Raw genomic sequence first — 13,034 nt, forward strand, 5'->3', positions numbered from 1 at the left:
TACTCTTTCTGACCATGATACTATGAGAACATTACTATATGAACCCTGGCCTTGGTACATCGCCGGGCCGCTCATCGGGCTGATGATTCCGCTACTTTTACTACTGGCAAACAAGCAATTTGGCGTTTCTTCTTCGTTACGTCACGTGTGTGCGGCTTGCGCTCCTATGAAAATTCCGTTCTTTCAGTACAATTGGCAAAGTGAGCGTTGGAACCTGATTTTTGTAGTGGGTATTTTGTTAGGCGGTATGCTGGCCAGCTTTTTCATGCCCTTAACGGAGGCAGTGCCGATTACCGAAGAAACTACTGCCCAACTCAAGACACTGGGAATAGAAGAGTTCAGTGGGCTTATGCCCACTAATCTCTTTTCTTGGAACAATCTATTTACAGCTCAAGGGTTTGTATTGATGGTAGTAGGCGGTTTTTTGGTAGGCTTCGGTGCCCGCTATGCCGGAGGTTGCACTTCCGGGCACGCTATTATGGGATTGTCAAATCTACAGTGGCCTTCATTGGTAGCCGTCATCGGATTCTTTATTGGCGGACTGACAGCTACATATTTTATCTTACCCTGGCTATTCTAATCCAAGCTAATATGACACACTCTACGGTAAATAAAAGACCCGAAAAAATTTCGGACAATCTCTCTGAATTATTTCAGTATCTGAAATTTTTGCTACTTGGTATCTTCTTTGGTTTTACGCTCACCAAAGCAGAAGTGATCTCCTGGTTCCGTATTCAAGAAATGTTTCGCTTTGAATCTTTCCATATGTACGGAGTAATTGGTTCTGCCGCAGTGGTAGGCATGATCGCCCTCTTTCTGATTCGCCGGTTTAGTCTCAGATCAGTTGATGGTGAAAAAATCGTACTGAGGCCTAAGAAATTTCATACTGGAACTATAATCGGCGGAACTATATTTGGGTTAGGTTGGGCATTAACCGGTGCCTGTCCCGGTCCACTTTTCGCACTAGTTGGTAACGGATTCGGCATAATGCTGGTGCCACTGGTCAGTGCCATCATAGGTACTTGGGTATACGGCTACCTCCGAGAAAGCCTACCGCATTAGTAGCTAAATAGCAGAACACTATCGCAGTCTGCTCATTATTCTGTCCAGACTTCTTTCTATCAGATTCTTTCCTACCAGCAGCACTAGTTTAAAGTATTTTTGGCTTCTGTTCGTCTTACCTAAAGAATGGAAGACCCTACTGATACCTTGGTGCCTAAACCCTCTCCACCCAAAATTGTGCAGGTAGTCAAAGACTATGGCAACCGACTCTTTCGCTTCATCCGAGGGCGAGTAGGCTCGGATGAGGACGCAGAAGATATTTTGCAGGAGGTGTGGTATCAGTTAAGCCATTCGGTTAATATTGAGGAAATTGAGCAAATTAGCGGATGGCTATACCGAGTAGCCCGAAACAAAATTGTAGATAAGCACCGTAAGAAAAAGCCAGATTCGCTGGGCGATCATTTACACGGAGAGGATGGTGAATTTAGTATAAAAGCTATTTTACTAGCGGACGACCACGATCCTGAAACTGAATATCTCAAGGAAATTTTTTGGCAAGAACTGTTTGTTGCTCTGGAGGAACTTCCCGAAAACCAGCGGCGGGTATTTGTGGAAAATGAATTAGAAAATAAAACTTTGCAACAAATTGCGGATGAGAGCGGAGAAAAGCTAAAAACGATTATTTCTCGAAAGGGGTATGCCGTAAAACATTTACGCCGCCGACTGGAAACCTTGTATCACGAATTTTTATCTTACTAAGCGCCCATGACTCCTAGAAAACGCCACCGAAGATTTTTCTTTTTCCTATTTGTTTCGCTGCTAATTGGAGCACTATCAGGAGTGGTAATGATGCTGTGGAATGCTATTCTTACTGATGTACTTAATGCTAAACCCATTACCTACCCCCAGGCTTTAGGATTGTTTATTTTGTGCCGAATACTATTTGGGAGTTTTCGCCTCGGAGGCACCGGCCGCTCACCCTGGAAAAAACACCGTCGAGGCCGATGGAGTAATTTGAGTCAGGAAGAAAAAACTAGGTTGAAGGAAGAGTGGCGCAAACGCTGCAACCGATAAACTCATCTGCTTTTCCCGCAGTTCACTTTCATCCGGCGAGATCTTCCCGAAAATATTTTTCAAAAAAATTACCGATTTGGTAAAGTAATTTCCGAAGTCGCCCGTCTTCTGCTGTGAAAAAGTAATTACACTAAAAATAGTAACCATGTATAATTCATTGTTAAAAATCATTTTGATAGGCGTTGGCATTGGCCTCGTCTTGTTTGCTTTGCCCTTCATACTCAAGATAGTACTGTTTGTCTTACTCTTGGGAGTATTATTTCGCTTTGTTGGCCGAAGGCTTTTTTGGAGTAGGTTCGCCCGGGTAGCGTCGATTCGTAACGGATACTACCCGGGTGGATACGGTTACCGTGGACACGGGAGTCGTTGGCATTATCCTCGTAGATATACGTCAGAGCTACATCCGGCATCTGCTGACAACATCCGCAATATGACGGACGAGGAGTACGATTCGTTCCGGCAAAAGCTAGCGGGTAACTCTTCAGATGCTACCCAAAGAACGACTATTGAAATTCAGTAAAACTTATTAGTAACCAATTAAATTAAAAATCATGTACAGAAAACATTATAAAAACCAAGGGGGAACCACCTACAAAAAATACGCACCCTTTATTGACGCTGAGTTTTGGGAAGGTATGCGAGGTGGCTTCTTTCGCCGACCCAAGTACAACGTCCCGCTTAACATTGCTGAAACAGATACCAACTACGAAGTCCACGTATACGCTGTAGGATTTGAAAAAGAGCATATTACCATTACCGTAGAAGATGATGTTTTGTGGATTCGGGGGAAGCGTGACATTGATAAAGATAATCCGCCTAAATTCAAACGGCAGGAGTTTCCGGTAAAGCATTTTGAGCGAGTAGTCAGCCTCTACGGACAGGTAGATACTACCCAGATAACGGCTCGGCAGGAAGGCGAAATACTAATTATCACTTTACCCAAACTGCCTGAGGCCCAAGCCTCTACTCAAGATGTGAAGATTGATTAGAAAGCAAAATCTCCAACAGTAATTAATTTCGAAAGGCAGCTAGTAGTAGTTGCCTTTTTAGCTGTGAAGGGGCGAACAGTGTCAATTTCTAAAATGATTTAGTAGCTGCGCCATTTTCTGTTGTAGCTGTTGGGCGGCTTTTCCAGCCTGTTCAGCAAAATCTTCTCCTGAACTGGCATAAATAATACCACGGGCTGAGTTAACTAATAATCCGCAGCGATCATTCATGCCGTAGCGAGCTACTTCTTCCAAACTTCCTCCCTGCGCTCCCACTCCGGGTACTAACAGGAAGTGATTGGGCACAATCTTTCGGATTTCCTCCAGCTTTTTAGCCTGAGTAGCTCCCACTACGTACATCAGTTGCTCCTCGGAACCCCACTGCTGGCTAGTTTTCAAAACCTGTTGATATAACGGAATCTGTGACTCACCTACTGGCAAATGCTGAAAGTCATGGCTGCCTTTATTGGAAGTGAGCGCTAGTAAAATCACCCACTTTCCGGCGTATTGCAGAAAAGGAGTCACTGAATCTTCACCCATGTAGGGTGCTACGGTGATAGAGTCAAAATTGTAAGTTTCGAAAAAGGTGTGGGCGTAGCGCAACGAAGTGTTACCAATATCGCCCCGCTTAGCATCAGCAATCGTAAAAAAATCATTGGGAATATAGTCCAGCGTTTTTCGCAGGCTTTCCCAACCCCTCGCGCCCAGCGACTCATAAAAGGCAATGTTAGGTTTGTAGGCAATACAGTAATCTGCCGTAGCATCAATAATCTGCCGATTAAACGCAAAAATCGGGTCTTCCTCCCTGTGTAGGTGTCGCGGAATCTTTGCTAAATCGGGGTCTAAGCCTACGCATAAAAAAGATTGTTTCTGTTGAATTAATCGGAATAGGTCGGTTTGGGTCATGATATAGACGGTTTTAGGTGCTTAGCTTTACTAAGATAGTGCGAACTACAGGTAAAAAATGTTTCTTCCTATCTAATAAGGAAAAATTTGCTGTCTGAACGAAGTGATCCACCGTAGACGCGGCGGGTTGCCGCTGCAATTTAAAGCTTCCTAGATTTTTTGCCTACTTTTTCCATTGATGAAAAAGCCGACGTGGCGCGGTAGGAGCCTGTCCGGCTTGAGGACTAGCAACTGAAAGTCAAGTACCTACAAGCTGTCATCATTTCTTCTCCTTCATAATTCTTACTCGTTTGTCACTTTACGGCAATACTCTTTGAAAGAGATATGCCTCGAGAGAATATTTGATGCATCAACAACTTCATTGTAAATTCACCACACTACCTGATTGTCTAACCATTCGTGATTACAGTTCTAATGATCAAAAATACACTTTTCTTACTCTTTGCTATCGCAACCTCTTTTTCTCACCTAATCCTAGCCCAATCGACCAAACCAGCTTTTTTGCGGATGGATGTATTTGAGCTGGAGTGGGTTACTTCGCCCCAAGTTTCACCCGACGGCAGTATAATCGTTTACGAGCGGCGAGGGATGGATATTATGAAAGACCGCAAAACCTCTAGCCTCTGGCTGATGAGTGCCAATGGTCAATCGCACTACAAACTCACCAGCCGGGAGGTGAATGAGTCTAGCCCTAGCTGGTCGCCTGACGGGAGTCGGATTGCGTTTGTGAGCTCAGCCGAAGGTCACGGGTCAGAAATTTACGTCTACTGGATAAAAAATGGTAAAGTCGCCCGTCTGACCCAAACGGAGCGTTCCCCTTCCAGCCTTAGTTGGTCACCCGACGGCAAGCATCTGGCTTTTTCTATGCTGGTACCGGAGAAAGCTCCTATGTTGGTAAGCCCGCCACCCAAACCTAAAGGTGCCGAATGGGCCGAGCACCCGCGGGTAACCACTCGCCTGAAACACGAGTCGGATGGCTCAGGCTATATTGAACCAGGCTACCGTCAGTACTTTGTGCTACCCGCCGACGGAGGTACGGCTCGGCAGATTATCCAGGGCGAATTTCAGCATCGCTCCAAGCCAGTCTGGACAAAGAATGGGCAATCCCTGATTTTTTCTTCCAACCGTAATGATAATTGGGAGTACGACTTCCGTAATTCTGAGATATACCGAGTTAACATTGCGAATGGAGAAGTAACCACCCTAACCGATAGAAATGGCCCGGACAGAGAACCTGCTATTTCTCCCGATGGTAAACAGATTTTGTATATCGGCTTTGATGATAAGAGACAAACCTATCAGGTAAGCAATGTGTATGTGATGGATGCCGATGGCTCCAATAAAAAGCAGATTTCGCTAGAATTAGACCGTAGCATAAGTAGTCCGGTATGGGCCGCTGACGGTAAGGGATTCTATTTTCAGTACGATGATAAGGGGAACACTAAGATTGGGTACGCTACGCTAAACGGTAAATCTGAAGTAGTAACTGGTAATTTGGGAGGCACCGCTATCGGTCGCCCCTACGGTGGGGGGTCGTACAGTGTTTCTAACAACGGCACGATTGTGTTTACCCACACTACTCCTTATCATCCTTCTGAATTAGCGATGGTTCGCCGGGGCGACGAAGCCAAACAAATTACGCACCTCAATGAGGACTTACTGGACTACCGGCAGTTGGGCGAAGTGAAAGAAATATGGTATAAGTCCAGCGTAGATAATCGGGATGTGCAGGGTTGGGTAATGAAGCCACCCACTTTTGATCCCAATAAGAAATACCCGCTGTTGGTAGAGAACCACGGTGGCCCCATCTCCAACTACGGCGACCGCTTCTCTCCCGAATTGCAGTTGATGGCCGCCGATGGCTACGTAGTATTTTACCCCAACCCCCGCGGTAGCACCAGCTACGGTGAAGAGTTTGGCAATCTGCTGTACCACAACTACCCCGGCGATGATTACCAGGATGTGATGGACGGAGTAGATGCGATGATTGAGCAGGGCTTTGTTGCCGAAGATAGCCTCTTTGTCACCGGCGGCAGTGCCGGAGGCATTATGACCGCCTGGATGATCGGTAAAAACAATCGATTCCGAGCCGCCGCCGTGGTGAAACCCGTGATGAACTGGATCAGCAAAACTCTGACAGCGGACAACTACTACGGCTACGCTAACTCCCGCTACCCCGGTCAGCCCTGGGAAAATATTGAAACCTATATGAAGTTCTCGCCAGTGTCGTTGGTAGGCAATATTGAAACCCCTACACTAGTGATGGTGGGTACCGCCGACCTGCGTACTCCCCTATCCGAAGCCAAGCAACTTTACCACGCCCTAAAAATCCGGCAAAAAGAAACGGCGCTGGTAGAAATCCCTGGTGCCTACCACCTGATTGTCAACCGTCCTAGCCAATTGATCACTAAAGTTGATCATATTTTGGCTTGGTTTGATAAGTATCGGAATTGAGGGTTACTCCTGCTCAAGTCAGCGTATTTATCTAGAATACAGCTTCCTATTCTTAATGACAGCTCAGTTCCTAATGTTTGAACGATAGTATAAAATTATTCGGAGCGACTCGTTCTGAGCGACTCATTCCGAAACCACAGTTTCTAGTTGACTATTCAGCTTCTCTTCGCTAGTTTTACTGAGCGGTACTTACCATCTAATTTTTAGTCGCTACTAGTTTCCTATTACCATGAAGAAGTGTTACCTGTTACTTGCGTTGGTACTACTCTCCCACTTCTCCGTTGCCCAGTACAATAGTAAAGTTGACAGTTTACAAGCGATTTTACCCACCCTACAGGGCGAAAGTCGGGTGACGGCCTTACGAGATTTATGCTACTACTTGTCTGAAATGCGACAAGAAGGCTCATTGGAGTACGGACAAAAGGCCGTAGCCTTAGCGCAAAAATTAGATAACCCTCTGGTGTTGGGGCTGGCCTACAAAGATTTAGCCCGAGCCTTGATGATAGCTGACCAGTTTGGCTCAGCCGTTGCCACCTATGATAAGGCCATTGCTATTTTTCAATCTAGGGGCGACCAAGAGCAAATGGCCTACATATACAACAACCTGGGTAATATTTATAAAGATAAGAGCGATTATGATACTTCGCTACGCTATCTGTTTCGTTCACTAGCTATTAAAGACTCACTGGGAGGAATAAAATTGAATACTGCCTACCGGTCGATCGGCGAAACTTTCCGAATGAAGGGCAACTACGATAAAGCTCTACAATACTTCCATCGATCCTTGGAAATTAACCAGCAAGATGGTAATCAGCAAGGTATATCGCATGACTATAATAGTATGGGGGTTACTTACGAGGGGCAAGGTAACTACGAACAAGCACTAAAGCATGGCCTTCAAGCGCTGGAAATTAATCGCGAACTTAATGACTTGATGGGATGCGCTATCGCTATGAATAATATCGGAACAGCCTACTATAAAACTAAGCAGTATGATCAGGCCCTCAAGTATTACCATCAAGCTTTGGCGATAAAGGAGCAGCTTAAAAGTAGAAAAAGTATTGCTTATACTAACCAGCAGTTGGCAAGGTTGTATACCGACTTAAAACAGTACGATAGTGCCTTATTCTACGCGAATACTAGTAGGGATTTATTTGCTGCTATCAATAGTAAAGAGAAGGCAGCACAGACCTATCAGCTACTATCAGATATTCACGAGTCTCAAGGCAACTACAAACGAGCTCTCGCTAATCATCAAAGCTATGTATCACTGAAGGATTCGGTGTTCAGCATTGAGAAGGAAGGGCTAATCGCCGATATGGAAGGTAAGTACCAGTCGGCCAAAAAGGATGCCGAGCTACTTACACAGCAAGCCACTATTACTAAGCAACAAACCCAACAGCGTATCTACCTCGGACTAGCCATTGGACTACTAGTACTGTTGGCCGGACTATTATTCTTCTACCGCAAACGACAGCAGCGCAACCGGGTGCTCCAACAGCTTAACGCGCAGTTGGATGCCAAAAATCATCAGAACGAACTGCTACTGAAAGAAATTCATCACCGCGTGAAGAACAATCTGGAGATGGTTAAAAGCCTAATTGCCCTACAGTCAGCCCAATTGGAAGATTCGGCAACCAAAGAGGCTATGCTAGCCAGTCAGAACCGGGTGCAATCGATGGGTATTATTCACCAGAAACTCTACCAGGGCGATAACCTAGGTAGTATTGAGATGAAAGACTACTTCATTAACCTTAGTGAAGGCATTCTAGATACCTTCAACGCAGAAGATAGAATAAAGATAGAGTGCGCGATGGACTATTTGGAGCTAGATATAGATACGGCTGTACCCATCGGGCTCATTGTGAACGAACTCCTAACAAACGCGCTGAAGTACGCCTTTCCTCAGGATTCGTTGGGCACTGTTAACATTAGCTTAGCCCGCCCTGATGATACCACCTTAACCTTAACTGTTACCGATAATGGTGTGGGCAAAACTTCGGAAACATCACCCCAAGGAACTGGCTTTGGTTCGCAGTTGGTGCAATTGCTCACCCAACAGCTTAACGGGCACATGCAGGAGGAAACTCAAGATGGAATGCGGTTTTCTTTCCAATTTAACCTAAACTATGCTGCCTGATGGAAGAAAAACCTGCCAGTGTGCTAATTGTGGAGGATGAAATGATAATCGCGGCCAATCTTTCCCTGCAACTTACCGAGCTAGGCTACGAGGTGACGGGCATTGTTCCCCGAGGAGAAGATGCCTTGCACCACATGGCTGATAATCGGCCCGACGTAGTACTGATGGATATTAACCTGAAAGGATCATTAGATGGCATCGAAACGGTGTGCCGGTTGCAGGCTATCCACAATGTAGCGATCATCTACCTAACGGCTAACGCTGATGATGCCCACTTTAACCGAGCGAAAGCCACCCGGCCAAGTGCCTTCATCTCTAAGCCCTACAAAAAACTCGATCTCCAGCGAGCCTTAGCCCTAGCGGTTGAGAGCCATAAAGCCATTGAGAATGATCCAGCTATTCCAGAAAAAGAGCTCATGCTGGAAGACCGAATCTTTGTTCGGCATAATGATAAGATGATTAGAGTAATGCTCCAGGATATATCCTATCTAGAAGCCGACCGAAACTACTGCCGTATCTTTACCCAAGACCAAGAATATTTGCTGGTGGGCACTCTCAAGAAAATTGAGCACAAACTACCACCGAAGTATTTTACCCGCGTTCACCGCTCCTTTATTATCAACTTAACCCACATCGACGAAGTGGCAACCAATCATTTAATGATTGCCGATAAGCTCATACCACTAACCAAACCCGCAAAAGACGAATTGCTCATGCGGCTACAAACGCTGTAGCGTATTCCTCGATCACGCAAATGCACTCTTCGTACACTAGTTTCTACTGTTCGTCCAATACCAGTTGTTACCATCATTATTATTTGATTGCTTAGCCAATGTTATCTCATAACAAACGCTATTCAAATGAAAAGCTATATCGCTGCTATTGGAACCGTGGTTCCCAAGTACCGTATGCCGCAATCGGATAGTTTGATCTACGTAAGTTGCACTGGTGTATATGCCCCCAGCGTAGATATTGAACTTGTTCAAGAGTTAGAATTATCGTACCAAGTACAGCGTACTGCTACTATTTTTATGGGATGCTGCGCTGCCTTTAACGCACTAAAAGTAGCCGATAGTATTGTTCGGGCGAATGCCCAAGCCAATGTACTGATAGTATGTACCGAGCTGTGTGCGCTACACTTTCAATCCGCTACGGTGCTGTTTATACTGAAGGCTTTGTGGCAGGATTTGACCATTGCTGACAATGATAAGTCGGTACTTAGCTTAGCCCTTGGCTCCGGATTGACGCTAGAAAGTATGCTACTGCGAGTAGCTTTCCTTTAGGTAAATTATAGCCAATGAGCATACCGCAAAAGGAATAATATTGATATAAAAGTACTCTGATGCTACTTAAGATTACTATGGTGTCGCTTCTGGTAGCGAGGAGTACTTTTCTACAAAAATTGGGATAATCACCCATTTAGTGGGTGCTATCAAAATTGAAAGAACTATAATTTTTATTTCACCTAAAAATCAAGTTATGCAAACCATCTTACTCTTAATCGCTATTGTTACTGCTCTTTTCTTAGTTAAAGTAGATCGTATAATCTACGAAGCTTTACAAATGGACTTTGATTTTTATCGCCCTCTAAATGACGTTCCTCCTTCAACCGATCAAGCGATAAAGCGATAAAGCGATAAAGCTAAAGAAGCCAGTTTCAGAAAACCTTTACCCGGAGGTAGAAAAAGAGTTAGTCAATGTACGATTATCGTATGAGTAGCTGGTTTTAAGGTTCGAGTATCACCCCCTTTTACAATAGCTTGGTACACATTTCACTAAAAAAAAGTAAGTATTTCTTTATACGCTAAATCACAAGGGGCGCTGAACACATAGATTCGGCGGCCTCTTGTTTTTTTAGATGACTGCTGTTGCTTAATAGACAACATTGAACCTTTTGCGCTGGTCAGTATAGAGTAGCGCATCAATCTTCTACCAAACACGTAGACTCGCATTATTATACTCCCGCTCTTAATTTATCTATCCCGTTTCCGGTCAGATTCTGAACATTGGCAGTGATTTTCTCAATGGGCCAATCCCACCAGCGGATTTCGAGCAACTCTTGAATTTCTTCTTCTTGAAATCTCTTCCTAATTTCTTTTGCGGGATTTCCCCCCACGATTGAGTAGGGCGTCTTTGGTGACAACTGCTTTTGTGGCTATAATTGCCCCGTCGCCAATAGTTACGCCTGGCATAAATAATGGTAGCTCCAAACCCAATCCAAACATCATTACCAATGGTTGTATTACCTTTGGTTGGGTACTCCTTGCCATCCATTGCACCCGACCAATCTTCACCAAATATGGCAAAAGGGTACGTTGAGATAGCTTTGCTTAAGTGATTAGCCCCGTTCATAATAAACGTAACATCCAATGCGATCATACAGAACTTTCCGATAATCAGCTTATCTCCGGTATTACTATCATTCTAGCAAAAATTCAGCGTGATAATTCTTATACACATTTCTAAGAATAATTCAGGTAGCCTTCTATCGGCCTGAATAATAACAAAAATGCCAAACCCTATCATGAGTTCGGCATTTGCATTTTTTAAAAGCGTGCTGTTTTAAGCATGAGCTTTGCGCTGTTCTTCAATGGCATCTAGCAGTTGGTTGAATGGTTTCTCAAATTTGGCAACCCCTTCTTTTTCCAGGTCGTCAGTAACCTTTTCCATATCAATGCCTAACTCTTTTAAAGTAGCCATCGCCTTGTCAGCCTGACCCATTCCTTCGGCTACTTGGTTGGTAGGTTCTTCACCTTTCTCTAGTAAAATATCCAGTGTATCACCCGGCATGGTGTTTACTGTATCAGGCCCAATGAGGGGATACACGTAACGTAGCTCTTCATAATCAGGATTTTTGTTACCAGTACTTGCCCACAGCACCCGTTGCTTACGACCACTCTGAGCAGCCAGTTTTTGAAAACGCTCGCTAGAGAATGCCTCTTCAAACACTTTGTAGGCTTGCTTTGCATTAGCTATCGCCGTTTCACCCAACACAGACTTTGCTTTTTCGGCATGATCGGGTTTGTTCTCAATAATATCTTTCAGCATAGGGTCTACCATCACATCAATCCGACTTAAGAAAAAACTAGCTACTGAAACTACATTACGAATTGATTCGCCTTGCTCCAGCCGTTTTTCTAAACCTTCCATGTAGGCTTCAGTCACGGCTTGGTAGCGATCTACGCTGAACAGTAACGTTACATTTACATTAATTCCTTCGCTCAGCAACTGAGTGATGGCCGGTAGCCCCTCTTTAGTGCCTGGTACTTTAATCATCACGTTGGGGCGGTTCACCGCGTTCCACAAATAACGACCTTCTTCAATCGTTCCCTGGGTATCGTATACTAGTGAGGGCTGCACTTCCAGGCTCACGCAGCCATCTTCGCCATTAGATGCATCATATACCGGACGAAACAGATCAGCAGCACGCTGAATATCCTCTATGGCCATGCTTTCGTAAATCTTAATACGCTCTAGCCCTTCGTTGGCAAGCTTCTCAATAGCTTCGTCGTAAGCATCACTGCCACTAATTGCCTTCTGAAAAATTGCCGGGTTTGAGGTTAAGCCTCGTACTCCCTTTTCAGTAATTAGCTGTTCTAACTCACCGTTGTTAAGTATCTGTCGGCTAAGATTATCGAGCCATACACTTTGGCCTAGCATGTATACTTTGTCCAGCATTCGGTTTTCCATAGTTTTTCTTTTTTGCATCAGTATGCACTGAATATGATTAAGGTTAAAAATTAACAGGTTATCCTACTATCTTAACTTGATAAAACAGTGAAGGTTGCCAAAGATGGCGAATAAGTCACCTATACGGCAAAGATGCTAACTTCATACTAATCGAGTAGTACGGCTTGATCGGGATTACGATGAAAGTTAAATAACAACTTAGCTTGGTTCACTGTTAGCCGTTCTACTGACAAGGAAGGCAATTCATTTTCACCAAAGAAACCTACATTCATGGTCTCGGGGCCAGTTTGTATCTCGCCCTTGGTATGCTGACACAGGATAAATATTTTGTAGGTGTAAAAGGGAGTAGGCGGATGATCGTGACATTTCTTATCCAGCACAGCTAGTAGTCGCTCCGGTACTACCGTAATTCCGGCTTCTTCTTGCACCTCTTTTACGACAATCTCGGAAGGTGAGTAACCTACATCAGCCCAACCACCAGGTACTGTCCATCCCTGGTCAATTTTCTCCTGCACCATCAGTAACTTATCGTCCCGAAATACCACTCCCCGAATATCAACCTTCGGAGTAAGGTAGCCGTTTTCCCGTTCAAACAAATCCATCACTTTCTCAAAGGGGGCTTCGGAATAATCAGCCAGCATTTGAGCACTGATCTGCATTAATTCTTCGTATCGTTCCCGATCGTAGTCGTTTTGGCAGTAGGTAAGCCCTGCCTGCGCTAGTGCCTGAATACGTTGAGCGGTGGTAAGCCAGGGGTGGTGCATAATAGTGAGTTAGTTCTT

At 44.7% G+C, this 13,034-nt stretch carries 15 protein-coding genes; 11 read left to right on the forward strand and 4 right to left on the reverse strand.

The annotated features are described in order from the left end of the window. Positions 1-22 precede the first annotated feature (22 nt). The 6 genes from P0M28_RS08785 to P0M28_RS08810 all read left to right on the forward strand — a co-directional run bounded on the left by P0M28_RS08785 (position 23) and on the right by P0M28_RS08810 (position 3,065). Complete coding sequence (locus tag P0M28_RS08785) at positions 23-580, forward strand: YeeE/YedE family protein (RefSeq protein WP_367281904.1); 558 nt, start codon at positions 23-25, stop codon at positions 578-580. Between the two features lie 11 nt (positions 581-591). Next, on the forward strand, positions 592-1,062 hold the full coding sequence (locus P0M28_RS08790) for a DUF6691 family protein (RefSeq protein WP_302209447.1): 471 nt from the start codon (positions 592-594) through the stop codon (positions 1,060-1,062). Positions 1,063-1,188: 126 nt separating this feature from the next. Then, positions 1,189-1,761 carry an RNA polymerase sigma factor gene (locus tag P0M28_RS08795; protein WP_302209449.1) on the forward strand — a complete coding sequence of 191 codons (573 nt, stop codon included), beginning with the start codon at positions 1,189-1,191 and terminating at the stop codon, positions 1,759-1,761. A gap of 6 nt (positions 1,762-1,767) precedes the next feature. Further along, positions 1,768-2,076, forward strand: a complete 309-nt coding sequence (locus P0M28_RS08800) for a hypothetical protein (RefSeq protein WP_302209451.1) — start codon at positions 1,768-1,770, stop codon at positions 2,074-2,076. Positions 2,077-2,221: 145 nt separating this feature from the next. Continuing rightward, positions 2,222-2,596, forward strand: coding sequence for a hypothetical protein (locus tag P0M28_RS08805; RefSeq protein ID WP_302209452.1), 375 nt, complete (start codon positions 2,222-2,224; stop codon positions 2,594-2,596). 31 nt (positions 2,597-2,627) lie between these two features. Next, positions 2,628-3,065: an Hsp20/alpha crystallin family protein gene (locus tag P0M28_RS08810; protein WP_302209453.1), complete on the forward strand. Its 438-nt coding sequence runs from the start codon at positions 2,628-2,630 to the stop codon at positions 3,063-3,065. 81 nt (positions 3,066-3,146) lie between these two features. Here the strand turns inward: P0M28_RS08810 and pyrF are convergent, their stop codons facing one another. Next, positions 3,147-3,968: an orotidine-5'-phosphate decarboxylase gene (gene pyrF / locus P0M28_RS08815; protein WP_302209454.1), complete on the reverse strand. Its 822-nt coding sequence runs from the start codon at positions 3,966-3,968 to the stop codon at positions 3,147-3,149. Positions 3,969-4,382: 414 nt separating this feature from the next. Here pyrF and P0M28_RS08820 point away from each other — a divergent pair, with 414 nt between their 5' ends. The 5 genes from P0M28_RS08820 (at position 4,383) to P0M28_RS08840 (ending at position 10,194) form a co-directional block, all read left to right on the forward strand. Further along, on the forward strand, positions 4,383-6,422 hold the full coding sequence (locus P0M28_RS08820; RefSeq protein WP_302209456.1) for an alpha/beta hydrolase family protein: 2,040 nt from the start codon (positions 4,383-4,385) through the stop codon (positions 6,420-6,422). 229 nt (positions 6,423-6,651) lie between these two features. Beyond that, complete coding sequence (locus P0M28_RS08825) at positions 6,652-8,562, forward strand: tetratricopeptide repeat protein (RefSeq protein WP_302209458.1); 1,911 nt, start codon at positions 6,652-6,654, stop codon at positions 8,560-8,562. Then, positions 8,562-9,296: a LytR/AlgR family response regulator transcription factor gene (locus tag P0M28_RS08830; protein ID WP_302209460.1), complete on the forward strand. Its 735-nt coding sequence runs from the start codon at positions 8,562-8,564 to the stop codon at positions 9,294-9,296. The genes P0M28_RS08825 and P0M28_RS08830 overlap by 1 nt, the downstream gene beginning before the upstream one ends. Before the next feature lie 126 nt (positions 9,297-9,422). Continuing rightward, the gene (locus P0M28_RS08835; RefSeq protein WP_302209461.1) at positions 9,423-9,845 is read left to right on the forward strand and encodes a beta-ketoacyl-[acyl-carrier-protein] synthase family protein; all 423 of its coding nucleotides are present in this window, start codon (positions 9,423-9,425) and stop codon (positions 9,843-9,845) included. Positions 9,846-10,041: 196 nt separating this feature from the next. Beyond that, a complete protein-coding gene (locus tag P0M28_RS08840) occupies positions 10,042-10,194 on the forward strand; it encodes a hypothetical protein (RefSeq protein ID WP_302209462.1) in 153 nt (50 codons plus the stop codon). A gap of 360 nt (positions 10,195-10,554) precedes the next feature. Here the strand turns inward: P0M28_RS08840 and P0M28_RS08845 are convergent, their stop codons facing one another. The 3 genes from P0M28_RS08845 to P0M28_RS08855 all read right to left on the reverse strand — a co-directional run bounded on the left by P0M28_RS08845 (position 10,555) and on the right by P0M28_RS08855 (position 13,016). Further along, positions 10,555-10,941 (reverse strand): LbetaH domain-containing protein, encoded by a 387-nt coding sequence (locus P0M28_RS08845; RefSeq protein ID WP_436841375.1) that lies wholly within the window; start codon positions 10,939-10,941, stop codon positions 10,555-10,557. 183 nt (positions 10,942-11,124) lie between these two features. Next, on the reverse strand, positions 11,125-12,252 hold the full coding sequence (gene tal / locus P0M28_RS08850) for a transaldolase (protein WP_302209463.1): 1,128 nt from the start codon (positions 12,250-12,252) through the stop codon (positions 11,125-11,127). 146 nt (positions 12,253-12,398) lie between these two features. After that, positions 12,399-13,016: an NUDIX hydrolase gene (locus P0M28_RS08855; protein ID WP_302209464.1), complete on the reverse strand. Its 618-nt coding sequence runs from the start codon at positions 13,014-13,016 to the stop codon at positions 12,399-12,401. Positions 13,017-13,034 lie beyond the last annotated feature (18 nt).

This window comes from Tunicatimonas pelagia (assembly GCF_030506325.1).
In the GTDB taxonomy this organism is placed as follows: domain Bacteria; phylum Bacteroidota; class Bacteroidia; order Cytophagales; family Cyclobacteriaceae; genus Tunicatimonas; species Tunicatimonas pelagia.